The organism is Rathayibacter sp. VKM Ac-2801, assembly GCF_009834245.1.
Classification (GTDB): Bacteria; Actinomycetota; Actinomycetes; order Actinomycetales; family Microbacteriaceae; genus Rathayibacter.
The window spans coordinates 1,371,958-1,397,117 of sequence record NZ_CP047183.1; the positions used below are offsets into that span (position 1 = coordinate 1,371,958).

The following is a 25,160-nucleotide window of genomic DNA, read 5'->3' on the forward strand; positions in this document are numbered from 1 at the left end:
GGTCGGCGCCTCCAGGGGTCGGCACCGGCTCCGAGACTGAGGATGACGATGAGCGAGTTCACCAAGGCACCGGGCCTGGTCCTCCTGCCCGCGATCGACGTGGCGGGCGGCAAGGCCGTGCGGCTCACGCAGGGCGAGGCCGGAACCGAGACCAACTACGGCGACCCCATCGACGCCGCGGGCGACTGGGCCGACCAGGGCGCGGAGTGGATCCACCTCGTCGACCTCGACGCCGCCTTCGGCCGCGGCGACAACCACGGCATCATGAAGAAGGTCATCCGGCAGGTGAAGGGCGTCAACGTCGAGCTCTCCGGCGGGATCCGCGACGACCGGAGCCTCGAGTCCGCGCTGAGCGCCGGCGCGAAGCGCATCAACCTCGGCACCGCGGCGCTCGAGAACCCCGAGTGGGCGGCGAGCGTCATCGCTCAGTACGGCGACCAGATCGCCGTCGGGCTCGACGTCCGAGGCACCACGCTCGCCGCGCGCGGCTGGACCAAGGAGGGCGGCGACCTCTGGCAGGTCCTCGACCGCCTGGAGGAGGCCGGCTGCACCCGCTACGTCGTCACCGACGTCACCAAGGACGGCACGCTCAAGGGCCCGAACCTCGAGCTCCTCGAGCAGGTCATGGCGCGCACCCACCGCCCCGTGATCGCCTCGGGTGGCATCTCGAACCTCGACGACATCGCCGCTCTGCGCGACCTCGTGCCCCAGGGCCTCGAGGGCGCGATCGTCGGCAAGGCGCTGTACGCGGGCGCGTTCACGCTCGCGGAGGCCCTGGATGTCGCATCCGAGTGAGCCCCGCCCGCTCCCGGCGCATCTGACCGACTCGGCCGGCACCCCCTGGGCGGGCCGGCACTTCGAGCCGAGCGCCGCGCCGGAGGACGACGGGAGCGCTCCGGAGGCGCTGGTCGCCGCGCTCGAGTCCTTCGCGCGCGGCACTCGCGGCCCGGAGGCCGTGGTCGATGCGCTCCGCACCTCCCGCCTGCTCATTCCGCTGGTCGCCCGCCTCGGCGAGGAGGCAGAGGGCGTCGGAGGACTCCGAGCGGACAAGACGCAGGAGCTCGCGATCGTGACGGTCGCCGGACCGGACGGCCGCACGGTGCTGCCCGTCTTCAGCGGCGTCGACAGCATGCGCCGATGGGACTCCGCTGCCCGTCCCGTCCCGGTCGACGGGCGCCGCGCGGCATTGGCGGCCGTTGCGGAGGGCACCGAGGTGATGGTCCTCGACCCCGCGTCCGAGCGGGAGTTCGCGGTCCGGCGCCCGGCCCTCTGGGCGATCGCGGAGGGCGGCGACTGGCGGCCGGCCCCCGCCGATCCGGAGGTGCTCCGAGCTCTGCGCGCGGGGGCGGAGGGGGAGCAGGCGGTCGCCTCGCTCGAGGTGCGCGCAGGAGACCCGCAGCAGCGCCTCGCGGGCCCCGAGCTCGTGGTGGTGCTGAGCCTGCGACCGGGGCTCGATCAGGACGCGCTCGGCGCCCTCGTCGCACGCCTGGGGGAGCGGTGGGCGGCCGACGAGACCGTCGCGCAGCGCGTCGACTCGATGACGCTGCAGCTCGCCGCCGCCCGCTGACTCCTGATCAGGTGACAGGGCCGGTCCACTTCTCGCCCGGGCCCTTGCCGATCGGGTCGGCGATGGGGGAGGCCTCGCGGAACGCGAGCTGGAGGGTGCGGAGGCCGTCGCGCAGGCTCCGGGCGTGCATGTCGCTGATGTCGGGCGCCCCGGCCGTGACCAGGCCCGCGAGCGCGTTGATGAGCTTGCGCGCCTCGTCGAGGTCGACCTGCGCTCCGGGCTCGTCGGCGAGCCCGCACTTGACGGCGGCCGCGCTCATCAGGTGCACGGCCGCGGTGGTGATGATCTCCACCGCCGGCACCTCCGCGATGTCGCGAGCCGCCTCCACGTCGGAAGCGCCGCCGTCCTCGCCGAATCGTCGCGTGTAGTCGTCGTCGTACTGGGCCATGGGTCCTTCGTTCGTCGTCCGTGGTGGAGGGGCGCGGCCGCCGGAGCAGCGGATCGAGGGGCGGCCGGATCCGCTCTGTCGGGCGGGCCGCCGGTCTGCTATGGTTGTCCGGGCTCCGAGGCATGTCCTCGGTTCGAAAGTGGAGATTCTCCCACCCGCGCTTGACCGCTTCACAAGGTTACCGGGTCAGAAGCACTCCGCCCCCGATGGTCGTCAGACCGCCGGAGGCAGGGCTGCGGCTCTCGAGGTCCGCCTCGGGAACCGCGTCACAGGGTGCGAGCGCCGTGCTGCAGGCACGACGTGGACGGGACGATCACCTCTCTCGGGTGCGCTGGAGAAGACTCCGGCAGCGCAGCTGCACTCACCGAGATCAGAGGAGAAACGCAATCAGCGATCCCCGTACCAACGACCGTATCCGCGTCCCCGAGGTCCGCCTCGTGGGTCCCGCAGGAGAACAGGTCGGCGTCGTCAAGATCGAGGTCGCCCTGCGACTCGCGCAGGACGCAGACCTGGACCTGGTCGAGGTCGCCCCCAACTCCAAGCCGCCCGTGGCCAAGATCATGGACTACGGGAAGTTCAAGTACGAGCAGGCTCAGAAGCTCAAGGAAGCCCGTCGCAACCAGGCGAACACGATCCTCAAGGAGGTCCGTTTCCGCCTGAAGATCGACAAGCACGACTACGAGACCAAGCGCAAGCGCGCCGAGGGCTTCCTGAAGGCCGGCGACAAGGTCAAGGCGATGATCCTCTTCCGCGGTCGCGAGCAGTCGCGCCCCGAGATGGGCGTCCGCCTGCTCCAGCGCTTCGCGGAGGACGTCGCCGAGTTCGGCCAGGTCGAGTCCACCCCGACCATCGACGGTCGCAACATGGTGATGGTCATCGGCCCGCTGAAGAACAAGTCCGAGGCGAAGGCCGAGGCCAATGCGGTCCGCGCCGCTCGTCGCGAGGCCAACACCCCCGAGGACACGGCCGAGGCCGAGTCCGTCTAGTACTTCACCGCCCCGGCCTCGGGGCCGGTGGACGCCCCGCTCGCGGGGCACCGGTTTCGCCCCGCCGAGCGCGGAGTGACGTTCACAAGGAGAGAACATGCCCAAGATGAAGACCCACTCGGGTGCCAAGAAGCGCTTCAAGGTGACCGGCTCCGGCAAGCTCATGAAGCAGCAGGCCGGTATGCGCCACAACCTGGAGTCGAAGTCCAGCGTCCGCACGCGCCGACTCAACCAGGACCAGGTCCTCGCCCCGCAGGACGCCAAGGTCGCCAAGAAGCTTCTCGGTCTGTAGCCCACCGCCGGCGCAGCCCGCTGCGCCGCGTGGTCGCTACTCAGCCGACACGGATCGATAGGAAGAAACAGCAATGGCAAGAGTGAAGAGGGCCGTCAACGCCCACAAGAAGCGTCGCGTCATCCTCGAGCGCGCCTCGGGCTACCGCGGCCAGCGGTCGCGCCTCTACCGCAAGGCGAAGGAGCAGGTCACCCACTCCCTCGTCTACTCGTACCGCGACCGCCGCGCCAAGAAGGGCGAGTTCCGTCGTCTCTGGATCCAGCGCATCAACGCTGCGTCCCGCGCGAACGGCCTGACCTACAACCGCTTCATCCAGGGCCTCGCCCTGGCCGGCGTCCAGGTCGACCGCCGCATCCTCGCGGACCTCGCGATCACCGAGCCGGCCACCTTCGCCTCGCTCGTCGCGACCGCGAAGAGCGCGCTGCCCGCCGACACCTCGGCGCCCAAGGCCGCAGCGTAGTCAGCACGGCTTCCCGGAGGGGGTCGCGACCGAGAGGTCGCGGCCCCCTCCGTCGTTCCCGGGTCCTCCCGCGCCGTGTCTGCGGGGGCCGCGATCAGCGCGCCGATAGGCTCGCCGCATGCTCGACAACCCCCGCTCTCCCCGTGTCCGCTCCGTGGCGAAGCTCACCCGCCGCCCGGCGCGGCTCGAGACGGGGCTCTTCCTCCTCGAGGGCCCGCAGGCCCTGTCCGAGGCGCTGCAGTACCGCCCGGAGCTGATCGTCGAGTCGTTCGCGACTCCGACCGCTCTGGAGCGGCACCCCGAGATCGTCGCCGCCGCCGCCGAGGCGGAGGTCGAGATCGAGTACGTGACCGAGGACGTCCTCGACGCGATGGCCGACACCGTCACTCCGCAGGGCTTCGTCGCGGTCTGCCGCCAGTTCCCCACCTCGCTCAAGGACGTCGTCGCCTCCGAGCCGCGCCTCGTGGCGGTGCTCGAGGAGGTCCGCGATCCGGGCAACCTCGGCACGATCATCCGTGCCGCCGACGCCGCCGGCGCCGACGCCGTCGTGCTCTCCGGCCGCTCGGTCGACCTCTACAACCCCAAGGTCGTGCGCTCCACGACCGGCTCGCTCTTCCACCTCCCGGTCGCGGTCGGAGCCGACCTCGCCGACGTGCTGGGCCGGCTCCGAGGCGTGGGCCTGCGCTCCGTCGCGGCCGACGTGAAGGGGGAGGACCTGCTCGATGTCCGCGCCCGCGGCGACCTCGCCCAGCCGACCGTCTGGGTCTTCGGCAACGAGGCGCGCGGCCTCGAGGACGAGTCGCTCGCCCTCGTCGACGGCGTGGTCGCGGTGCCCATCTACGGGGCGGCGGAGTCGCTCAACCTCGCGACCGCGGCCTCCGTCTGCCTGTACGAGAGCGCCTTCGCGCTGCGTTCCTGAGAGGAATCGGCTCGAGGGGGCCGCCAAGCTGGAGAACAGGGTGCGTTGTTACCCTTCGGTTAAGAATTCCCTCATGATTTGACCGGCCCATCCCCGTGTGATTCTCTGACGGCATGGTCACAGCCCCGCAAGACGAGCGCGCCGCCGCTCCCGCCGGTGAACCCCTCGTCGTCCTCTCCGGAGTGCAGAAGCACTACGGCGACTTCCAGGCCCTGAAGGACATCGATCTGACGGTGCACCGGGGCGAGGTCGTCGTGGTCCTCGGCCCCTCCGGGTCCGGCAAGTCGACGCTCTGCCGCACGGTCAACCGGCTCGAGACGATCTCGGGGGGCACCATCACCATCGACGGGCAGAAGCTCCCGGAGGAGGGCAAGGGCCTCGCCGCGCTCCGCGCCGACGTCGGGATGGTCTTCCAGTCGTTCAACCTCTTCGCGCACAAGACGATCCTCGAGAACGTCACCCTCGGCCCGATCAAGGTCCGGGGGCTCTCCCGCAAGGAGGCGGAGGCCCAGGCCACGGCGCTGCTCGACCGGGTCGGCGTCGGCCACCAGGCCGCCAAGACCCCGGCCCAGCTCTCGGGCGGGCAGCAGCAGCGCGTCGCGATCGCGCGGGCGCTGGCGATGAAGCCGAAGGTGATGCTCTTCGACGAGCCGACCTCGGCGCTGGACCCCGAGATGATCAACGAGGTCCTCGACGTGATGGTCGGGCTCGCCAAGGACGGGATGACGATGATCGTCGTCACCCACGAGATGGGCTTCGCCCGGAAGGCCGCCGACCGCGTCGTGTTCATGGCCGACGGCGAGATCCTCGAGGACACCGACCCGGAGTCGTTCTTCACCGCGCCCCGCACCGACCGGGCCAAGGACTTCCTCTCCAAGCTCATCACGCACTAGAAGCGCGATCAGCAGCCACCAGGCAGGTCGGACCCGTGACTGGGGAGCCGACCCGACATCGCCCGCTCCGGCGGGCCGAACCCCAGGAAGGACGACCATGCGCACCAGGCTCATGTTCATGACCGCGGGACTCGCAGCAGCGACCCTCGCCCTCGCCGGCTGCTCCGGCGACTCCGGAACCGCCGGCGGCGGCGCCGGAGGAGGCTCCGAGGGAGGGACCTCCGCGTACGAGGTCGCCTCCGACGTCACCCTCGAGGGCAGCCCGACCTTCGATGCGATGACCGCGGACGGCAAGGTCGTCATCGGCGTCAAGGAGGACCAGCCCGGGCTGGGCTACCTCGACGCGGCGACCGGCGAGCGCTCCGGCTTCGACATCGAGATCGCGAAGTGGACCGCCGCCTCGCTCGGCTTCGCGGCCGACGCCATCGAGTTCAAGGCGATCCCGTCGGCCAACCGCGAGGCGTCGATCGTGAACGGCGACATCGACTACTACGTCGGCACCTACTCGATCACCGACAAGCGCAAGGAGCAGGTCGGCTTCGCCGGACCCTACTTCGAGACCGGCCAGCAGCTCCTCGTCGCGGCCGACAACGACACGATCACCGGACCGGACGACCTCACCGCCGACACCACCGTGTGCTCGGCCACCGGCTCGACCCCGATCCAGAACATCCGCACCAACTACCCCGAGGTGAAGACCGAGGAGTTCGACACGTACTCGCAGTGCGTGGACGCGCTCTCCGACGGCACCGTCGACGCCGTCACCACCGACGGCGCGATCCTGATCGGCTACGCCGCTCAGAAGCCCGACGAGCTCAAGGTCGTCGGCGAGCCCTTCAGCACCGAGCTGTACGGCATCGGCCTGCCCAAGGACGACGACGCCCTGCGCCACTTCGTCAACGGCATGCTGACCGACGGCGGCGAGACCTGGAGCGCCATCTACGACGAGACGCTCGGCCAGTCCGGCACGACCGTCACCCAGCCGGCGGTGAACGACTACTAGGAGGCGCCCCGGGCGGCCCGACCGCCGCCCGGGGGTCTTCTCCTCCTCGACCACCACCACCGCTCCGACAGAAGGGCCAGCCGCATGGATGTCCTGTTGAACAACCTCGACGTCTACGTCCCGGCCTTCGGCAACACCCTGATCCTCTTCAGCGTCTCGCTCGTGTTCGCCCTGCTGATCGGCACGGTGGTCGGCGCGATGCGCGTCTCGCCCGTCCCGATCGCCCGCGCGGTCGGCACGGTGTACGTGAACACCATCCGGAACACCCCGCTCACGCTGGTGATGTTCTTCTTCGCCTTCGGCTACCCCAAGCTCGACCTGCCGCAGGTGGACTACACGAACCTCGCGATCTGCGCCCTCAGCCTCTACACCGCGACCTACGTCGCGGAGGTGCTGCGCTCGGGCATCAACACCGTGCCGATCGGCCAGGCCGAGGCGGCCCGCGCGATCGGCCTGGACTTCGGCCTCACCATGACGCAGGTCGTCCTGCCCCAGGCCTTCCGCTCCGTGATCCCGCCGCTCATGAGCGTCCTGATCGCGCTGCTCAAGAACACCACTGTCGCCGCCGGCTTCTCGGTCGCGGAGGCGGGCACCATCGTCCGCGTGCTCAACGAGCGCGGCGAGAACAGCCTCATCGTCGTCCTCTGGGTCGCCCTGGTCTTCGTGGTCCTGGTCACCCTGCTCTCGCTCGTCCAACGTCAGCTCGAGAAGAAGTGGAGGGTCGCCCGATGAGCTCCGTCCTCTTCGACAACCCCGGCCCCCGGGCCATCGTGCGCAACCGCGTCATCGGCGTCGTCGTCGTCCTGCTGATCGCCGCGTTCCTGGGCTTCGTGGTCTGGCGCTTCGCCGAGTCCGGCCAGTTCGACGCCTCCAAGTGGCGGGCGTTCGGCTACCCGCTGGTCTGGCAGAGCATCGGCGCCGCTCTCGGCCGCACGCTCGCGGCGTTCGCCACGGCAGGCGTCGCCAGCCTCGTCCTCGGCCTCCTCCTGGCCATCGGCCGGCTCTCGGACCGGCGCTGGATCAACCTCCCCGTCACGCTCTTCATCGAGCTGTTCCGGGCGATCCCCGTCCTGATCCTGATGATGCTGATGTACTACGGCCTGCCGTTCGCGGGGCTCAAGCTCAGCCCCTACCTCGCCGTCGTCATCGCCCTGACCCTCTACAACGGCTCCGTCTTCTCCGAGATCTTCCGCGCCGGCATCGAAGCCCTCCCGCGAGGACAGAGGGAGGCGGGCTACGCGATCGGCCTGCGGAAGGCCGGCGTGATGCGGCTCATCCTGTTCCCGCAGGCGATCCGCTCGATGCTGCCCGTGATCATCGCCCAGCTCGTCGTCGCCCTCAAGGACACGGCGCTCGGGTCGATCATCACCTACAACGAGCTGCTCTACTACGCGCGCTACCTGGGCAACCAGTCGAGCCTGGACAGCCCGATCATCCCGGCGGCGATCGTCATCGGCGCGATCTACATCGGCATCTGCCTCCTCCTCTCGGGACTGGCGAAGTGGATCGAGATCCGCACCAAGAGCGGCGGACGCGGAGGCCGCACCATCGGCGGCCACCCCGCGGCCCGCGCGCAGACGGACACGCAGCTGATCGCCGTGCAGGACTGAATCGTGAGGATCGCCCGAGGGCGATCCTCACCGCGGTCGGCTTGTCGACGGGGTCGGGTTCTGCGGAGCGTCCCGCGTCCGGCTAGGAGGAATCGCTGGCACGCGATTCCTCCGTTCGCCTTAGAGGTTCGGCGATCGCCGAGCGCATCCGAGAGGATTCCCTCAGTGCCGCGCCCGGCGCGACGAGCCGGGACGAGCACCGCGCGCGGGCGGCGGGAGGGGGCGGAGGCCCTCGCCTACACTGGGGGATCGTGTCAGACAGCAACCCGATCACCGACGAGGCCGTCTCCGCGGCGGTCGCCGACGCCCTCGCCGCCATCGGCGCGGCGGGCGACTCCGCCGCTCTGAAGTCCGCCCGAGCCGCCCACCTCGGCGAGGGCTCCGCCCTCGCCCGCCTCAATGCGCAGATGCGCTCCGTCCCTCCCGAGCACAAGGCCGCATCCGGCAAGCTCGTCGGCGGTGCCCGCAAGCAGGTGGGCGACGCCTACGCCGCCCGCGAGGCCGAGCTCGTCGAGGCCGAGGACGCGGCCGCGCTCGAGGCCGAGCGCGTGGACGTCACCGCCGGCGCCAGCTTCGTGCGCCGCGGCGCCCGCCACCCCCTCTCGCTGCTCCAGGAGTCGATCGCCGACGTGTTCGTCGGGATGGGCTGGGAGATCGCGGAGGGGCCGGAGCTCGAGAACGAGTGGTTCAACTTCGACGCCCTGAACTTCGACGAGGACCACCCGGCTCGCGCCATGCAGGACACCTTCTTCGTCGATCCCGTCGACTCGCACCTGGTGCTGCGCACGCACACGTCACCGGTGCAGATCCGCTCGATGCTCGAGCGCCCGCTGCCGCTCTACGTGATCGCTCCGGGCCGGGTGTACCGCACCGACGAGCTCGACGCGACGCACACGCCCGTCTTCACGCAGTTCGAGGGACTCGCCGTCGACCGCGGCCTGACCATGGCGCACCTGCGCGGCACCCTCGAGCACGTCGCGCGGATCCTCTTCGGCGACGACGCGCGCATCCGCCTGCGCCCGAACTACTTCCCCTTCACCGAGCCCAGCGCCGAGCTGGACGTCTGGCACCCGACCTTCGTCGGCGGTGCCCGCTGGATCGAGTGGGGCGGCTGCGGCATGGTCAATCCGAACGTGCTGCGCGCGGCCGGCATCGATCCGGAGGAGTACTCCGGGTTCGCCTTCGGCATGGGGATCGAGCGGACGCTGATGTTCCGCAACGACGTGAAGGACATGCGCGACATGGTCGAGGGCGACGTCCGCTTCAGCGAGCAGTACGGGATGGTGATCTGATGCGCATCCCGCTGAGCTGGCTGGGGGAGTACGTCGACCTCGAGCAGGACGTCACGACGGAGTCCGTGCACGCGGCCCTGGTGTCGGTCGGCCTGGAGGAGGAGGACGTCCACCGCTTCGAGGTGACCGGTCCCGTCGTCGTCGGCGAGGTGCTCGACCTCGCTCCGGAGCCGCAGAAGAACGGCAAGACCATCAACTGGTGCCACGTCCGCGTGGCGCCGGAGGGCGGGCGGGCCGCCGACGGCGGAGAGGACGTCCGCGGCATCGTCTGCGGAGCCCACAACTTCGCAGCCGGCGACAAGGTCGTCGTCTCCCTGCCGGGCGCGGTCCTGCCCGGGCCCTTCCCGATCTCCGCGCGCAAGACCTACGGGCACGTGTCCGACGGGATGATCGCCTCGAGCCGCGAGCTCGGCCTCGGAGACGACCACGACGGCATCCTCCGCCTCGCCTCGCTCGGGCTCGACCCGGAGCCGGGCACGGACGCGATCGCGCTCCTCGGTCTCGACGACGCCGCGGTCGAGGTCAACGTGACGCCCGACCGCGGCTACGCCTTCTCGATCCGCGGCATCGCCCGCGAGTACGCCCACGCCACCGGAGCCGCCTTCCGCGATCCCGCTCAGGCGCTCCCTCCGCACGAGCGCACGGAGACGGCGCCCGTCTTCCCCGTGTCCGTGGCCGACGCGGCGCCGATCCGCGGCCGTGCCGGCGCGTCCGTGTTCGTCACGCGCGTCGTCCGGGGCGTCGACGTCTCCCGGCCGACGCCGCCGTGGATGCTCGCGCGACTGCGCCTGGCCGGCGTCCGCTCGATCTCGCTCGTCGTGGACATCACCAACTACGTGATGTTCGAGCTCGGCCAGCCGCTGCACGGCTACGACCTGGCGACCCTGCAGGGCGGCATCGTGGTGCGCCGCGCCGCACCGGGGGAGACCCTCGAGACGCTCGACGGCCAGACCCGGCGCCTGCACGCGGAGGACCTCGTCATCGCCGACGACGGCGGGGCGATCGGCCTCGCCGGAGTGATGGGGGGCGCGCGCACCGAGATCTCGGACGCCACCTCGGACGTCCTGCTCGAGGCGGCGAACTTCGACCCGGTCTCGATCGCCCGGACGGCTCGCCGGCACAAGCTGCCGAGCGAGGCGTCGCGGCGCTTCGAGCGCGGCGTCGACCCCGAGGTGGCCTCCGTCGCCGCGGCCCGCGCGGTGCAGCTGCTGGTGGAGCTCGCCGGCGGCACGGCGGACGAGCTCGGCTCGGTCCTCGCCGACCCGCGCACGGCGGAGCCGGTCGAGCTGCCGGACGGCTACGTCGCAGGCCTCATCGGAGTGGAGTACACCCCGGAGGAGATCCGCGGCGCGCTCGTCGAGATCGGCGCCTCCGTCGAGGTCGGCGGAGCGGGCCTGCTGGTCACCCCGCCGAGCTGGCGCCCCGACCTCGTCGACCGCGCCTCGCTCGCGGAGGAGGTCGCCCGCATCACCGGGTACGACCGCATCCCGGCGATCCTGCCCGTCGCGCCTCCCGGCCGCGGCCTGACCCCGGGCCAGCGTCTGCGCCGCACCCTCGCCCAGGCGCTCGCCGCCGCGGGACTGACCGAAGTGCTCTCCTACCCGTTCCTCTCGCGCTCGATCAACGACCGGCTCGGCTCGGTCGACGGGCAGCCGCAGGAGCAGATCACGCTCGCCAACCCGCTCGACGCCACTGCGGGCCAGCTGCGGATCTCGCTGCTGCCGGGGCTCGTGCAGGTCGCGGCCCGCAACCGCTCGCGCGGCCTGACGGATCTCGCGGTCTACGAGCTCGGCTCCGTCTTCCTCCCGGCCGCCGGCCGCCCGTTCGGCTCCCGGGCGCTCCCCGCGGGCGGCGCGCGTCCGTCCGCGGACGTCGAGGCGGAGCTGAACGCGGGCATCCCGCCGCAGCCGCGGCACCTCGCAGCGCTGCTCACGGGTGCCGCCGTCGTGCGCCAGCCCGGTGTCGCCGGCCGCGACGTCGACTGGCGCGACGCCCTCGACGTGGTCCGCGAGGTCTCTGCGGCGACCGGCAGCGAGCTGGTCCTGCGCCAGGGGGCCCACGCCGCGCTGCACCCGGGTCGCACCGCCGAGGTCGTCCTCGACGGCGCGGTCATCGGCCACGCGGGGGAGCTGCTCCCGGCGCTCGCCGAGGAGCTCGACCTGCCGCGCCGTGTCGCCGTGGTCGAGCTCGACCTGGAGCCGCTGATCGCGCGGGCCGGGAGGGTCGTCGTGGCCCGCCCGGTGGGCGCGCTGCCCGCCGCGACCCAGGACCTCTCGCTCGTCGTGCCGGTCGGCACCGCAGCCGCCGACGTGCGCGCCGCCGTCGCCGAGGGGGCGGGCGAACTGCTCGAGGCGATCCGGCTGGTCGACGACTACCGCGGCACCGGGCTCGTCGAGGGGACGAAGTCGCTGACGTTCGCGCTGCGCTTCCGCGCGCCGGACCGCACGCTCACGGCCGCCGAGGCCACGGCGGCGAAGGAGAGCGGCGTGGCCGTGGCGGCGGAGCGCTTCGGCGCCCGTCTCCGCGAGTGAGCTCGGGGGTCCCGACCGGCTCGGCCGGGCGGGGCCCCGCACCCGCACCGGCTAGGCTCTCGGGCATGACTTTCTCCGTGGCGGTGGCCGGTGCGAGCGGCTACGCGGGCGGCGAGCTGCTGCGACTGCTCGCCGACCACCCCGAGTTCGAGGTGCGCACGGTGACGGCGCACGCCAACGCCGGACAGCCCCTCATCGCCGTGCACCCGCACCTGCGCTCGCTCCGCGACCTCGTCCTCGTCGACACGACGACCGGGAACCTCGCCGGGCACGACGTCGTCTTCCTCGCCCTCCCGCACGGGAAGTCGGGCGAGATCACCGCGACCCTCCCCGAGGACGTCCTCGTCGTCGACTGCGGCGCCGACCACCGCTTGACCGACCCGCAGGACTGGGCCGACTACTACGGGGGCGACTTCGCCGGGGCCTGGCCCTACGGGCTCCCGGAGCTGCTGATCGGCGGCGGCGGACGCAAGCAGCGCGAGGCGCTCGCCGGAGTGCGGCGCATCGCCGTCCCCGGCTGCAACGTCACGGCGATCACTCTCGGCCTGGCCCCCGGCCTGCACGCCGGAGTGATCGAGCCGTCGGACCTGGTCGCGGTCCTCGCCGTCGGCCCCTCGGGTGCGGGCAAGAGCCTGCGGACCGATCTGCTCGCCAGCGAGCTCCTCGGCTCCGCGCACGCCTACGGCCTCGGCGGCGCGCACCGCCACAATCCCGAGATCCGGCAGAACCTCCTGCTCGCAGGAGCCGGCCCCGTCTCGATCTCGTTCACCCCCGTCCTCGTGCCGATGTCCCGGGGCATCCTGGCGACCTCGACCGCGCGCCTCGCCCCCGGCGTCTCCGCGCAGGACGTGCGCGCCGCATGGGAGACCGCCTACGGCGACGAGACCTTCGTGCAGCTGCTCCCGGAGGGCTCCTTCCCCCGGACCGCCGACGTGGTGGGGGCCAACACCGCGCTGATCGGCCTCGCCGTGGACGAGCGGGCCCGCCGCGTCGTGGTCGTCTCGGCCATCGACAACCTGGTCAAGGGCACCGCGGGTGCGGCCGTCCAGTCCACCAACATCGCCCTGGGACTCCCGGAGTCCCTCGGCCTGAGCGTGAACGGAGTCGCGCCGTGAGCGTCACCGCAGCAGCAGGGTTCCGGGCGGCCGGAGTCGTCGCCGGGCTGAAGTCGACCGGAGCGCGCGACGTCGCGCTCGTGCAGAACCTCGGCCCGCTGCAGAGCGCCGCCGCGGTCTTCACGAGCAACCGCTGCAAGGCGAACCCCGTCCTCTGGAGCGAGCAGGTGATGCGCGACGGCGTCGTCTCGGCGATCGTCCTCAACTCCGGCGGTGCCAACTGCTACACCGGCGCCCAGGGCTTCCAGGTCACCCACCGGACCGCGGAGCTCGTGGGCGAGAGCCTCGAAGTGTCCGCCGGCGATGTGCTGGTGTGCTCCACCGGGCTGATCGGCGACCAGCTCGACCTCGCGAAGCTCACCGCCGGCGTGACCGGCGCCTCCGCCGAGCTCGCCGGCGGGTCCGAGGCGGGCGAGTCGGCCGCCCGCGCGATCATGACCACCGACACGGTCCCGAAGCAGGCGGTCGTCCGCTCCGAGCAGGGCTGGAGCATCGGAGGCATGGCCAAGGGTGCCGGGATGCTGGCGCCGGGCCTGGCGACGATGCTGGTCGTGATCACGACCGACGCGGCACTCGACTCCGCCGCTCTCGACACCGCCCTGCGCGCCGCGACCCGAGTCACCTTCGACCGCCTCGACTCGGACGGCTGCATGTCGACGAACGACACCGTCGCACTGCTCGCCAGCGGCGCCAGCGGCGTCGGGGTCGACGCCGACGCGTTCACCGAGGCGCTGACCGCGGTCTGCCGCGACCTCACCCTGCAGCTGCAGGCCGACGCGGAGGGCGCCGCCCACGACGTCGCGATCCGCGTGCTGAACGCCGCGACCGAGGACGAGGCCGTCGTCGTCGCCCGAGCCGTGTCCCGGAGCAACCTCTTCAAGGCCGCGATCTTCGGCAACGATCCCAACTGGGGCCGCGTCCTCGCCGCCGTGGGCACCACCGATGCGCAGTTCGACCCGTACGGCATCGACGTCGCGATGAACGGGGTGCAGGTCTGCCGAGCGGGCGAGCCGCACGAGAGCCGCGACCTCGTCGACCTCGCACCTCGCGAGGTCGCCGTCGACATCGACCTGCACGCCGGCGACGCGACGGCCACGATCTGGACCAACGACCTCACGCACGACTACGTGCACGAGAACTCCGCGTACTCGAGCTGAGGCGGCCATGAGCGACGACACCACCCTCTCCGCCGAGAGCCGCGCCGAGCGCGACGCCGCGCCCGGGAAGGCCGCGACGCTCATCGAGGCGCTGCCCTGGCTGCAGAGCTTCCACGGGCGCACGATGGTGATCAAGTTCGGCGGCAACGCGATGGTGTCGGAGGAGCTGCAGCGCTCCTTCGCCCAGGACATGGTCTACCTGCGCTACGCCGGGATTCGCCCCGTCGTCGTCCACGGCGGCGGGCCGCAGATCTCGCGGATGCTCGACCGGCTCGGGATCGAGAGCGAGTTCCGGGGCGGCTACCGGGTCACGAGCCCCGAGGCGATGGAGGTGGTGCGGATGGTGCTCACCGGCAGCATCAGCCGGGACATCGTCCGCCGGATCAACGAGCACGGCCCCCTCGCGGCGGGCATCTCCGGAGAGGACGCAGGCCTCTTCGTCGGCCGCCGCCGCGGTGTCGTGATCGACGGAGAGGAGCACGATCTCGGACTCGTCGGAGACGTGATCGCCGTGGACCCCGCCGCCGTCCTCGCCCAGCTCGAGGCCGGGCGGATCCCGGTCGTGTCCTCGATCGCTCCCGACTCCGACGACCCCACTCAGTCGCTGAACGTCAACGCCGACGCCGCCGCCGCCGCGCTGGCCGTCGCGCTCGGCGCCGAGAAGCTCGTCATCCTCACCGACGTGGCCGGCCTCTACTCCGACTGGCCCGACCGAGAGTCGCTCGTCTCCCACATCCGCTCGGACGATCTCGCGGTGCTGCTGCCCTCGCTCGAATCGGGCATGATCCCCAAGATGACCGCCTGCCTCGACGCCGTGCGCGGGGGAGTGCCCAAGGCCGCCATCATCGACGGCCGCATCCCGCACTCGATCCTGCTCGAGGTGTTCACCTCGGAGGGCATCGGCACCGAGGTCGTCGCCTCTCTCGACCCCCGCGACCGGGAGCGAATGTCGGGCCGCTGATCCTCAGCGGCCCCGGCTCCGAGCGCCCGTCCCGTCCGGGGCGCGCGCACCGTCGGCCCTCGTGGCCGGACCGCTCCGATCGAAAGGCCACCATGTCCACCCCCACGACCGCGTCCCGCACCGGCTCGGCGCGCGACCGCTACTCCGCCGCGATGATGCAGACCTTCGCGCCGCCGCTCGCCGTGCTCGAGCGCGGCGAGGGCTGCCGGGTCTGGGACGTCGACGGGCGGGAGTACCTCGACTTCCTCGGCGGGATCGCGGTCAACTCGCTCGGCCATGCGCATCCCGTGTTCGTCGAGGCCGTGACGCGCCAGGCCGGCACGCTCGCCCACGTCTCCAACTACTTCGCGACCGCCCCGCAGATCGAGCTGGCCGAGACCCTGCGCCGCCTCACCGGGGCCGGGGAGACGGGCCGCGTCTACTTCGCGAACTCGGGCACCGAGGCCAACGAGGCGGCCTTCAAGCTGGCGCGGCTGAACGCTGCCGGCGGGCGGCACCGCATCCTGGCGCTGCAGAACGCTTTCCACGGGCGGACGATGGGCTCGCTCGCGCTGACCGGCAAGGCCGCGATGCGCGCGCCGTTCGAGCCGATGCCGGGAGGGGTCGAGCACCTCGAGGCGAGCATCGAGGCCCTCGAGGCGGCTCTCGACGAGTCCGTCGCCGCGCTGATCGTCGAGCCCGTCCAGGGGGAGGCGGGCGTCATCCCGCTGCCGGCCGGCTACCTCGAGCGCGCACGGGAGCTCACCCGCGAGCACGGCGCGCTGCTCATCGTCGACGAGATCCAGACCGGGGTGGGGCGGACCGGACGCTGGTTCGCGTACCAGGAGGCGGGGATCCTGCCCGACGCCGTCACCCTGGCCAAGGGGCTCGGCGGAGGCTTCCCCGTCGGAGCGCTGGTGACCTTCGGCGAGGCGTCCGACCTCCTGCAGAAGGGCCACCACGGCAGCACCTTCGGCGGCAATCCGCTCGCGACCGCGGTGGCCGGAGCCGTGCTCGCCGAGATCGAGCGCGCCGACCTGCTCGGCAACGCGCGGGAGCGCGGGGCGCAGATCGTCGACGCGCTGACCGCGCTCGACTCTCCCCTGATCGGAGGGGTCCGCGGCGCGGGCCTCCTCCTGGGCATCGCCCTGACCCGGCCCGTCGCCGCCGAGCTCGCCGCCGCCTGCCTCGACGCCGGCCTGATCGTGAACGCGGCGAACGACTCGAGCATCCGGCTCGCGCCTCCGCTCGTGGTGACCGCCGCCGACGTCGCCGAGTTCGCCGAGCGCTTCGGCCGCGCACTGCAGACCCTCTGACCCCGTACCTCCACCGAAAGCGACCACCACCGTGACCCGCCACTTCCTCCGCGACGACGACATCACTCCCGCCGAGCAGGCCGAGATCCTCGACCTCGCCCTCGAGCTCAAGCGCGACCGCTTCTCCCGGAAGCCCCTCGCAGGGCCTCAGACCGTCGCCGTGATCTTCGACAAGTCCTCCACGCGCACCCGCGTCTCGTTCGCGGTCGGCATCGCCGATCTCGGCGGCAGCCCCCTGATCATCTCCACTGCGAGCAGCCAGCTCGGCGGCAAGGAGACCGCCTCCGACACGGCGCGGGTCCTCGAGCGCCAGGTCGCCGCGATCGTGTGGCGCACCTATGCGCAGTCGGGCCTGGAGGAGATGGCGCGCGGCACGCGCGTGCCGGTCGTCAACGCGCTCTCGGACGAGTTCCACCCGTGCCAGCTCCTCGCCGATCTGCTGACCATCCGCGAGCACCGCGGTCGCCTCGCCGGCCTCACGCTCACGTTCTTCGGCGACGGAGCGAGCAACATGGCGCACTCGTACCTCCTGGCGGGGGCCACGGCCGGCATGCACGTCCGCATCGTCTCCCCGGAGTCGTACTCGCCGGACGCGGCGGTCCTGGCCGATGCGCAGCGCATCGCCGCGGCCACCGGCGGATCGGCGATCACCACGACCGACCCCGACGAGGGCGCGGCAGGCTCCGACATCGTGATCACGGACACCTGGGTGTCGATGGGCAAGGAGGACGAGAAGGCGGCGCGCGTCGCCACCTTCGGCGCCTACCGGGTCGACGCCGCCACGATGACCGCCGCCGCTCCCGACGCGCTGTTCCTGCACTGCCTGCCCGCGGACCGCGGCTACGAGGTGACCGCCGACGTGATCGACGGCCCGCAGAGCGTGATCTGGGACGAGGCGGAGAACCGCCTGCACGCGCAGAAGGCCCTGCTCGTCTGGCTCCTGGAGCGGGCCGGCGCCGCCGACGCCGCTCAGTAGACTCGACAGCCGAACCCGAGGAGAACCATGACGGAACGACCCTCCGCCCGCGCGGGCGAGGCCGGAGCCCTCTGGGGCGGCCGCTTCGCCGGCGGCCCCTCGCCCGAGCTCGCCGCGCTCTCCAAGTCGACGCACTTCGACTGGCAGCTCGCCCCCTACGACCTCGCCGGCTCCCGCGCCCACGCCAGGGCGCTGGCCGGAGCGGGCTACCTCGACGACGCCGAGCTCACCGCGATGCTCGCGGCCCTCGACCGGCTCGAGGCGGCCGTCGCCGACGGGAGCTTCGCCGCCGACGAGTCCGACGAGGACGTGCACGGCGCCCTCGAGCGCGGTCTGATGCTCGAAGCCGGTCCCGAGCTCGGCGGCAAGCTCCGCGCCGGGCGCTCGCGCAACGACCAGATCGCCACCTTCGTCCGGATGTATCTCCGCGACCACGCGGCGCTCGTCTCCGAGCTGGTGGTGCAGCTCATCGACGCCCTCGCCGCGCAGGCGTCGGCGCACCCGGCGGCGATCATGCCGGGGCGCACCCACCTCCAGCACGCTCAGCCCGTGCTCCTCGCGCACCACCTGCTCGCCCACGGCTGGGCGCTGCTGCGCGATCTGGAGCGCCTGCGGGACTGGGCCGTCCGGGCGGACGTCTCGCCCTACGGCTCGGGCGCCCTCGCCGGATCGACCCTCGGACTGGACGCCGAGGCGGTAGCCCGCGATCTCGGCTTCGCGTCGAGCGTGCCGAACTCGATCGACGGGACGGCCAGCCGCGACCTCGTCGCCGAGTTCACCTTCGTCAGCGCCATGATCGGGATCGACGTCTCGCGCATCGCGGAGGAGATCATCCTCTGGAACACGCGGGAGTTCGCCTTCGTCACGCTCGACGACGGCTACTCGACCGGGTCCTCGATCATGCCGCAGAAGAAGAACCCGGACATCGCCGAGCTCGCCCGGGGGAAGTCCGGCCGGCTGATCGGCAACCTCACCGGCCTGCTCGCGACTCTCAAGGCGCTGCCGCTGGCCTACAACCGCGATCTGCAGGAGGACAAGGAGCCGGTCTTCGACTCGGTGACGACCCTCGAGGTCCTGCTCCCCGCGTTCAGCGGGATGATCGCGACCCTCACCTTCCACACCGACCGGATGGCGGAGCTCGCGCCCCAGGGCTTCTCGCTCGCGACCGACGTGGCCGAGTGGCTGGTGAAGAAGCACGTGCCCTTCCGGGACGCCCACGAGATCACCGGCGAGCTGGTCAAGCTGGCGGAGTCGCAGGGGAGGGGGCTCGAGGATCTCGACGACGCCGCGCTCGCCTCGGTGTCGCCGCTCCTCACGCCCGACGTCCGCTCGGTCCTCAGCATCGAGGGATCGGTGGCGAGCCGGAACGGTATCGGCGGCACGTCTCCCGACCGCGTCGCGGAGCAGCTCACCCGGCTGACAGAGAGCGTCCGGGTCGTGCGCGGCTCGCTCCGGGGGGAGCGCCCGTGACGCTCGGAGGGGCCCCGGGCGACGACGGCCGTCCGCCGCTGCGCCCCTGGCAGCAGCGGACTCTGGTGCTCGTCGCCGCAGTCGTCATCGTCGCGGTGATCGTGATCACCCTCGTGTCGGGCCAGAGCTTCTTCTGAGCGCGGACCTCCCCGATCTCTCGCGCTCGGCCCTCGAGGTGGCACCGGATCTGCTCGGCCGCGTCCTCCTGCACCGCACACCGGAGGGCGTGGTCGGCGTCCGGCTGACCGAGGTCGAGGCGTACCTCGGCACGGGTGAGGATCCGGGCTCCCATGCGCACCGCGGACCGACACCCCGGACGGCTCCCATGTTCGGTCCGCCCGGGTCCGTGTACGCGTACTTCACCTACGGGATGCACACCTGCGTGAACATCGTCTGCTCCCCGGCGGGCACGGCGTCGGCCGTGCTGCTGCGCGCGGGGGAGGTCGTGTCGGGGGAGGAGCTCGCGGTTCTCCGGCGCGGACCGGTGCGCCATCGTGACCTGGCCCGCGGACCGGCACGGCTGGCCAAGGCCCTCGGGGTTCGTCTCTCCGAGTCGGGCGACCCGCTCGAGGAGGCGTTCGAACTGCTGCCGGGGGAGAGGCCGTCCTCCGTGACGGTGGGCCCGCGGACCGGCGTCTCGGGCCCGGGCGGCGGGGACGGCTTCCCCTGGCGCTTCAGCATCCCGGGGGACCCCACCGTCTCGCCCTACCGGAGAGCCGTGCCCCGGCGACGGCCCGGAGCTCAGCCCGCGAGGTAGAGCCGGGCGAGCACGCCGAGAGCCGCCGACCAGGCGAGGCTCGCCAGCGTGCCGATGATGAACCGCTCGCGCGCCTCCGGGGAGGCGAGCTCGCTGAAGCGGCCGACGCCCTTGATCGCCACGACGACCGCGATCCCCTCGGGGAGACCGCTCATCAGTGCACCGGCCGTCGCGATCCGCTCGAGGACTCCGATCGTCGTCCCGCCGCGCAGCACCTCGATCGGCTGGCCGATCGCGGAGGGTGCGCCTCCGGCGGCGCCGCGGGAGGATCCGGCGACCATGATGCCGCCGTGGCTGCCGCTGCGGGAGTCGGCCGTCGCGAGCCGGAGGGTGAGCAGCACGACCGGCCCGCCGCCCGCGACCGCCAGCGCGAAGGCCAGCACCGCCACCAGGACGGAATGGATCGGGGGCGCTGACGGTCCGGCGACCGCCGTGAGGAGGAAGGCCGCGGCCGCGGCCGCAAGGGAGATCCAGGCCAGCTGCGGTCGGCGCAGGCGCACGGCGAGCACCGCGCCGGCGAGGCCCGCGAGCAGCACGAGCACCACGCCCGTCCACGAGGCGGACTGCAGCGCGGACGCGAGGAGCAGGGCGGGGGATCCGGGGGGTGCCGTCATCGGGGTGTCCTCTCGTCGGTGGGGCCGAGCGTACGGTCGACCACTGTCAGCAGGCGCGCGAGCGCGTCACGAGCGGGAGCGTCGACTCGAGCGCTCGCCGCGCGGACCCGGAGGCTGACCGCCTGCGGGCTGACGGCGAGGCGCTCGGCCGCGTCCTTCTGGGAGAGGCCGCTCTCGAGCAGGTCGACGATCTGCCAGCCGGCCTCGGAGCGCGCGTCGCGCAGCAGCAGGAGCGGATCGATCAGCGCCTGGACGTCCGCCGGTGCCGGCGCCGCCGTTCCCGGTGCGTCCGGATCGAGGGAGAAGCGCGTCGGCCGGCCCTTCGCCGCCTCGACCGCGCGGCGCGCCGCGAAGTACGCCTCCCCGGTCGCCGCTCTCGTGGTGGCGGGGAGCGGTCGGTCGACGGGGCCGATCCCGAGGCCGATGCTCCAGTGGCCGGTCCGGTGCAGGTCGAGCACGAGCGGGACGACCGCATCGGCCCGGTCGAGCACGCACTGGAACTCGTCGCCGGCCGTCCGCTCCGGGGGCAGGACGAACGACGTCCGCCTGTCGGCGATCACGCTCGCGATCGCCTGGTCCACCCGGTCGTGGTCGTGCCTGCTGTCGCGCTGATCCGCGGTGATGACGAACATCCGGCCTCCCCGATCAAGTATCGGCACTTGATCGCCCCGGATCAAGCCTGTGCGCTTGACTCCTGGGGACCCGGCAGCCCGGGCCGCGATAGCCTGGTCAGGTGATCGACCAGCACCTCCCCGGGTCCGCGACGAGCCCGCAGCTCGACCCCGCCTTCGACTCCGTGTGGGACGAGCTGGTCTGGCGAGGCTCGGTGCACGTGTCGACAGACGCGGGAGCGCTGCGCGAACTGCTGTCGGGGGAGCCGATCACCTACTACTGCGGCTTCGACCCGACAGCGCCCAGCCTCCACCTCGGGAACCTGGTGCAGCTGATCGTCATGCGCCGGCTCCAGCTGGCCGGGCACCGGCCGCTCGGGCTCGTCGGCGGCTCGACCGGGCTGATCGGGGATCCGCGGCCGACGGCCGAGCGGACGCTGAACTCGCGCGAGACGGTCACCGCATGGGTCGAGCGCCTCCAGGCGCAGGTGTCCCGGTTCGTCCCCGCGGGCGGCGACAACGGGATGCGCCTGGTCAACAACCTCGACTGGACCGCGCCGCTGTCGGCGATCGACTTCCTGCGAGAGATCGGGAAGCACTTCCGCGTGGGGACGATGCTCAAGAAGGACGCGGTCAGCGCCCGCCTCAACTCCGACGCGGGGATCAGCTACACCGAGTTCAGCTACCAGATCCTGCAGGGACTCGACTACCTGGAGCTCTACCGGCAGTACGGATGCGTCCTGCAGACCGGCGGCAGCGACCAGTGGGGCAACCTGACGAGCGGGACCGACCTGATCCACCGCACGGAGGGGGTGTCGGTCCACGCGATCGGCACGCCCCTGGTGATGAACTCCGACGGCACCAAGTTCGGCAAGAGCGAGGGCAACGCCGTCTGGCTCGACCCCGAGCTCACCAGCCCGTACGCGTTCTACCAGTTCTGGGTCAACACGGACGACCGCGACGTCGCCGACCGCCTGCGGATCTTCACCTTCCTGCCGCGCACCGAGATCGAGCGGCTGGAGAAGGCCGCCGCCGACGAGCCGTTCCGCCGGGAGGCGCAGCGGGCGCTCGCCTGGGAGGTCACGTCGCTGGTGCACGGAGCGGAGGCGACGCGCTCGGTGATCGACGCGTCCGCCGCGCTCTTCGGCAAGGGCTCGCTCGAGGGGATCGACCCGGTCATCCTCCGCGGCGCGCTCGAGGCGGTGCCCTCGATGGCGGCGACCCCGGAGACGCCGGCGCTGCAGGCGTTCGTCGAGACCGGACTCGTCGCCAGCACGGGGGAGGCGCGGCGAGCTCTCGCCCAGGGCGGGCTCTCGGTGAACAACACCACCCTCCCGTCCGAGACCGTCACGCTCGGCGAGCTCCCCTTGATCGACGGGATCGCCGTCCTTCGCCGCGGCAAGAAGAGCTTCGCCGGGGCCTTCGTCCGCTGATCGCGCGCCCGCTCTCCTCGGGCGGATCCGGGCGGTGACGGCGCCGGCGGCGGCAGGCCGATCGGTACTCGGTGTCCGGTGTCGGGTACCCGGTACCCGGGTACCCGGTACCCGGTACCCGGTACCCGGTGTCCGGTACCCGGTGTCCGGTGTCCGGTGTCCGGTGTCCGGTGTCCGGTGTCCGGTGTCCGGTGTCCGGTGTCCGGTGTCCGGTGTCCGGTGTCCGGTGTCCGGTGTCCGGTGTCCGGTACCCGGTATCCGGTACCCGGTGTCCGATGTCCCGCGACGCACGGACCCCGGATCGCGACACGCCCGGGACGCAGGCGATTTGCCGCCCGGCCGAGGCCCGACGTAATGTAACTCCTCGTCACCCCAAAGGAGCGGCAAGCGGGAGTCAGGCGCAGAGCGTCGAGACCAGCTGGCCCACCTCAAGCGGGGACCATCCCCTCGCTCCCAGGCCTTTTAGAGATTCGTCTCTTGAAGACTGCGGGATCGCGAGCGTAAGATGCAAAGCCTCCTCGGGACACGGTCCCGGCTTCGTCGCAAGGCCTCACGGCCGAGCCCGGTGCAGCGGCGCGATCCTCGATCGCGCGGCGAACACCGCGGAGAAGCCGGACTTGACACGGCCTGCGGATGTGCTAAGTTAGTCGAGTTGCCACGGAGGCGATCGGAACTCCGGTCCCGATAAGCCTAACCGGTCTCGGCAAGCAAGACAAATCGAGTGGCTCAGGCCCTCGTACAGAAATCTTCGATCACTCTCGTTGTGAAGCACCGTTCTGGTGTGGAGGCGGGATGTGTCCGATTCTTGAGAACTCAACAGCGTGCACTATGTTCAATGCCAATTTTATACCCCGGCCTTGATCTTCGGATCGGGTTGGGATTCCTTTGGAAATTGATGTCAGCTTCCGGCTTTCGGGTCGGAGAGATGTCTTATTTGCTAGAGGTCAAACTTGACTCTCCTCGCTCTTCGGGGTAGGAGGTCGTAATTTTTTTACGGAGAGTTTGATCCTGGCTCAGGACGAACGCTGGCGGCGTGCTTAACACATGCAAGTCGAACGATGAAGCCCAGCTTGCTGGGTGGATTAGTGGCGAACGGGTGAGTAACACGTGAGTAACCTGCCCTTGACTCTGGGATAAGCGCTGGAAACGGCGTCTAATACCGGATACGACCTGCCCCGGCATCGGGTGCGGGTGGAAAGTTTTTCGGTCAAGGATGGACTCGCGGCCTATCAGCTAGTTGGTGAGGTAATGGCTCACCAAGGCGACGACGGGTAGCCGGCCTGAGAGGGTGACCGGCCACACTGGGACTGAGACACGGCCCAGACTCCTACGGGAGGCAGCAGTGGGGAATATTGCACAATGGGCGAAAGCCTGATGCAGCAACGCCGCGTGGGGGATGACGGCCTTCGGGTTGTAAACCTCTTTTAGTAGGGAAGAAGGGCTTCGGCTTGACGGTACCTGCAGAAAAAGCACCGGCTAACTACGTGCCAGCAGCCGCGGTAATACGTAGGGTGCAAGCGTTGTCCGGAATTATTGGGCGTAAAGAGCTCGTAGGCGGTTTGTCGCGTCTGCTGTGAAAACCCGAGGCTCAACCTCGGGCCTGCAGTGGGTACGGGCAGACTAGAGTGCGGTAGGGGAGAATGGAATTCCTGGTGTAGCGGTGGAATGCGCAGATATCAGGAGGAACACCGATGGCGAAGGCAGTTCTCTGGGCCGTTACTGACGCTGAGGAGCGAAAGCGTGGGGAGCGAACAGGATTAGATACCCTGGTAGTCCACGCCGTAAACGTTGGGAACTAGATGTGGGGACCTTTCCACGGTCTCCGTGTCGCAGCTAACGCATTAAGTTCCCCGCCTGGGGAGTACGGCCGCAAGGCTAAAACTCAAAGGAATTGACGGGGGCCCGCACAAGCGGCGGAGCATGCGGATTAATTCGATGCAACGCGAAGAACCTTACCAAGGCTTGACATATACCGGAAACTTCCAGAAATGGTTGCCCCGCAAGGTCGGTATACAGGTGGTGCATGGTTGTCGTCAGCTCGTGTCGTGAGATGTTGGGTTAAGTCCCGCAACGAGCGCAACCCTCGTTCTATGTTGCCAGCACGTCATGGTGGGAACTCATAGGAGACTGCCGGGGTCAACTCGGAGGAAGGTGGGGATGACGTCAAATCATCATGCCCCTTATGTCTTGGGCTTCACGCATGCTACAATGGCCGGTACAAAGGGCTGCGATACCGTAAGGTGGAGCGAATCCCAAAAAGCCGGTCTCAGTTCGGATTGAGGTCTGCAACTCGACCTCATGAAGTCGGAGTCGCTAGTAATCGCAGATCAGCAACGCTGCGGTGAATACGTTCCCGGGCCTTGTACACACCGCCCGTCAAGTCATGAAAGTCGGTAACACCCGAAGCCAGTGGCCTAACCGCAAGGAGGGAACTGTCGAAGGTGGGATCGGTGATTAGGACTAAGTCGTAACAAGGTAGCCGTACCGGAAGGTGCGGCTGGATCACCTCCTTTCTAAGGAGCATCTGGACACCGCAGGGTGTTCCAGGCGCCAGATCAAAGCGAATGTCTTTGCTGGTAGCTCATGGGTGGAACATTGAACTAGGTGCTCGGTGAGATCGTCTCGCGTCAGTACAGCCTTCGGGTTGGGAACGCGTCGGGCGGTGGAGTCGGGTGCATGCACGCTGTTGGGTCCTGAGGGACCGGGCCGGCTGCCTTCGGGTGGCGGGGTCGACTCTCCGGATCCTTTTTTCACGCCTGGGTGTGTGGGAGAGGGATACCGCCCGTATTTTGAGAACTACACAGTGGACGCGAGCATCTTAGATTCACGG

The 25,160-nt window shown here is 70.7% G+C and carries 24 protein-coding genes and 1 rRNA gene; 22 read left to right on the forward strand and 3 right to left on the reverse strand.

Annotated elements, in window-relative coordinates; genetic code table 11:
* The first annotated feature begins 48 nt into the window (after window positions 1-48).
* Both priA and GSU45_RS06315 read left to right on the forward strand, forming a co-directional pair.
* Window positions 49-795, forward strand: a complete 747-nt coding sequence (priA, locus tag GSU45_RS06310; protein WP_104276102.1) for a bifunctional 1-(5-phosphoribosyl)-5-((5-phosphoribosylamino)methylideneamino)imidazole-4-carboxamide isomerase/phosphoribosylanthranilate isomerase PriA — start codon at window positions 49-51, stop codon at window positions 793-795.
* Window positions 779-1,567, forward strand: a complete 789-nt coding sequence (locus GSU45_RS06315; RefSeq protein ID WP_159913624.1) for an SseB family protein — start codon at window positions 779-781, stop codon at window positions 1,565-1,567. Before priA ends, GSU45_RS06315 begins: the two co-directional genes overlap by 17 nt.
* A gap of 7 nt (window positions 1,568-1,574) precedes the next feature.
* Here the strand turns inward: GSU45_RS06315 and GSU45_RS06320 are convergent, their stop codons facing one another.
* On the reverse strand, window positions 1,575-1,955 hold the full coding sequence (locus tag GSU45_RS06320; RefSeq protein WP_104313470.1) for a DUF1844 domain-containing protein: 381 nt from the start codon (window positions 1,953-1,955) through the stop codon (window positions 1,575-1,577).
* A gap of 386 nt (window positions 1,956-2,341) precedes the next feature.
* Between GSU45_RS06320 and infC the strand changes: the two genes are divergently transcribed.
* The 18 genes from infC to GSU45_RS06410 all read left to right on the forward strand — a co-directional run bounded on the left by infC (window position 2,342) and on the right by GSU45_RS06410 (window position 19,672).
* Window positions 2,342-2,941: a translation initiation factor IF-3 gene (infC, locus tag GSU45_RS06325; RefSeq protein WP_084415833.1), complete on the forward strand. Its 600-nt coding sequence runs from the start codon at window positions 2,342-2,344 to the stop codon at window positions 2,939-2,941.
* Window positions 2,942-3,038: 97 nt separating this feature from the next.
* A complete protein-coding gene (rpmI, locus tag GSU45_RS06330; protein WP_056042364.1) occupies window positions 3,039-3,233 on the forward strand; it encodes a 50S ribosomal protein L35 in 195 nt (64 codons plus the stop codon).
* Window positions 3,234-3,306: 73 nt separating this feature from the next.
* Window positions 3,307-3,693, forward strand: coding sequence for a 50S ribosomal protein L20 (gene rplT, locus GSU45_RS06335; protein ID WP_104224487.1), 387 nt, complete (start codon window positions 3,307-3,309; stop codon window positions 3,691-3,693).
* Window positions 3,694-3,811: 118 nt separating this feature from the next.
* The gene (locus tag GSU45_RS06340) at window positions 3,812-4,612 is read left to right on the forward strand and encodes an RNA methyltransferase (protein WP_104224488.1); all 801 of its coding nucleotides are present in this window, start codon (window positions 3,812-3,814) and stop codon (window positions 4,610-4,612) included.
* A gap of 113 nt (window positions 4,613-4,725) precedes the next feature.
* A complete protein-coding gene (locus GSU45_RS06345; protein ID WP_159913626.1) occupies window positions 4,726-5,505 on the forward strand; it encodes an amino acid ABC transporter ATP-binding protein in 780 nt (259 codons plus the stop codon).
* Between the two features lie 97 nt (window positions 5,506-5,602).
* The gene (locus GSU45_RS06350) at window positions 5,603-6,508 is read left to right on the forward strand and encodes a glutamate ABC transporter substrate-binding protein (protein ID WP_159913628.1); all 906 of its coding nucleotides are present in this window, start codon (window positions 5,603-5,605) and stop codon (window positions 6,506-6,508) included.
* 84 nt (window positions 6,509-6,592) lie between these two features.
* Window positions 6,593-7,240 (forward strand): amino acid ABC transporter permease, encoded by a 648-nt coding sequence (locus GSU45_RS06355; RefSeq protein WP_104224491.1) that lies wholly within the window; start codon window positions 6,593-6,595, stop codon window positions 7,238-7,240.
* Complete coding sequence (locus tag GSU45_RS06360) at window positions 7,237-8,118, forward strand: amino acid ABC transporter permease (protein WP_159913630.1); 882 nt, start codon at window positions 7,237-7,239, stop codon at window positions 8,116-8,118. The genes GSU45_RS06355 and GSU45_RS06360 overlap by 4 nt, the downstream gene beginning before the upstream one ends.
* A gap of 251 nt (window positions 8,119-8,369) precedes the next feature.
* The gene (gene pheS, locus GSU45_RS06365) at window positions 8,370-9,410 is read left to right on the forward strand and encodes a phenylalanine--tRNA ligase subunit alpha (protein ID WP_104226313.1); all 1,041 of its coding nucleotides are present in this window, start codon (window positions 8,370-8,372) and stop codon (window positions 9,408-9,410) included.
* Window positions 9,410-11,941, forward strand: coding sequence for a phenylalanine--tRNA ligase subunit beta (gene pheT / locus GSU45_RS06370; RefSeq protein WP_159913632.1), 2,532 nt, complete (start codon window positions 9,410-9,412; stop codon window positions 11,939-11,941). The genes pheS and pheT overlap by 1 nt, the downstream gene beginning before the upstream one ends.
* Before the next feature lie 65 nt (window positions 11,942-12,006).
* Window positions 12,007-13,056: an N-acetyl-gamma-glutamyl-phosphate reductase gene (gene argC, locus GSU45_RS06375; RefSeq protein WP_159913634.1), complete on the forward strand. Its 1,050-nt coding sequence runs from the start codon at window positions 12,007-12,009 to the stop codon at window positions 13,054-13,056.
* Window positions 13,053-14,213, forward strand: a complete 1,161-nt coding sequence (argJ, locus tag GSU45_RS06380; protein ID WP_159913636.1) for a bifunctional glutamate N-acetyltransferase/amino-acid acetyltransferase ArgJ — start codon at window positions 13,053-13,055, stop codon at window positions 14,211-14,213. Before argC ends, argJ begins: the two co-directional genes overlap by 4 nt.
* A 7-nt stretch (window positions 14,214-14,220) precedes the next feature.
* The gene (gene argB, locus GSU45_RS06385) at window positions 14,221-15,174 is read left to right on the forward strand and encodes an acetylglutamate kinase (protein WP_159913638.1); all 954 of its coding nucleotides are present in this window, start codon (window positions 14,221-14,223) and stop codon (window positions 15,172-15,174) included.
* Window positions 15,175-15,266: 92 nt separating this feature from the next.
* On the forward strand, window positions 15,267-16,469 hold the full coding sequence (locus tag GSU45_RS06390; protein ID WP_159913640.1) for an acetylornithine transaminase: 1,203 nt from the start codon (window positions 15,267-15,269) through the stop codon (window positions 16,467-16,469).
* Between the two features lie 31 nt (window positions 16,470-16,500).
* On the forward strand, window positions 16,501-17,445 hold the full coding sequence (argF, locus tag GSU45_RS06395; RefSeq protein ID WP_159913642.1) for an ornithine carbamoyltransferase: 945 nt from the start codon (window positions 16,501-16,503) through the stop codon (window positions 17,443-17,445).
* A gap of 27 nt (window positions 17,446-17,472) precedes the next feature.
* Window positions 17,473-18,915, forward strand: coding sequence for an argininosuccinate lyase (gene argH / locus GSU45_RS06400; RefSeq protein ID WP_159913644.1), 1,443 nt, complete (start codon window positions 17,473-17,475; stop codon window positions 18,913-18,915).
* Complete coding sequence (locus GSU45_RS06405; RefSeq protein WP_159913646.1) at window positions 18,912-19,052, forward strand: hypothetical protein; 141 nt, start codon at window positions 18,912-18,914, stop codon at window positions 19,050-19,052. Before argH ends, GSU45_RS06405 begins: the two co-directional genes overlap by 4 nt.
* Window positions 19,049-19,672, forward strand: a complete 624-nt coding sequence (locus tag GSU45_RS06410) for a DNA-3-methyladenine glycosylase (protein ID WP_159916933.1) — start codon at window positions 19,049-19,051, stop codon at window positions 19,670-19,672. Before GSU45_RS06405 ends, GSU45_RS06410 begins: the two co-directional genes overlap by 4 nt.
* On the opposite strand, the gene GSU45_RS06415 is transcribed toward GSU45_RS06410, so the two are convergent.
* Both GSU45_RS06415 and GSU45_RS06420 read right to left on the reverse strand, forming a co-directional pair.
* Window positions 19,657-20,286: a hypothetical protein gene (locus tag GSU45_RS06415; RefSeq protein WP_244248243.1), complete on the reverse strand. Its 630-nt coding sequence runs from the start codon at window positions 20,284-20,286 to the stop codon at window positions 19,657-19,659. The genes GSU45_RS06410 and GSU45_RS06415 overlap by 16 nt on opposite strands.
* On the reverse strand, window positions 20,283-20,918 hold the full coding sequence (locus tag GSU45_RS06420; protein ID WP_159913648.1) for a DNA-binding protein: 636 nt from the start codon (window positions 20,916-20,918) through the stop codon (window positions 20,283-20,285). Before GSU45_RS06420 ends, GSU45_RS06415 begins: the two co-directional genes overlap by 4 nt.
* Window positions 20,919-21,019: 101 nt before the next feature.
* Here GSU45_RS06420 and tyrS point away from each other — a divergent pair, with 101 nt between their 5' ends.
* Window positions 21,020-22,330 (forward strand): tyrosine--tRNA ligase, encoded by a 1,311-nt coding sequence (tyrS, locus tag GSU45_RS06425; RefSeq protein WP_159913650.1) that lies wholly within the window; start codon window positions 21,020-21,022, stop codon window positions 22,328-22,330.
* Window positions 22,331-23,320: 990 nt separating this feature from the next.
* Window positions 23,321-24,843: ribosomal RNA gene (locus tag GSU45_RS06430) — 16S ribosomal RNA — on the forward strand.
* Window positions 24,844-25,160 lie beyond the last annotated feature (317 nt).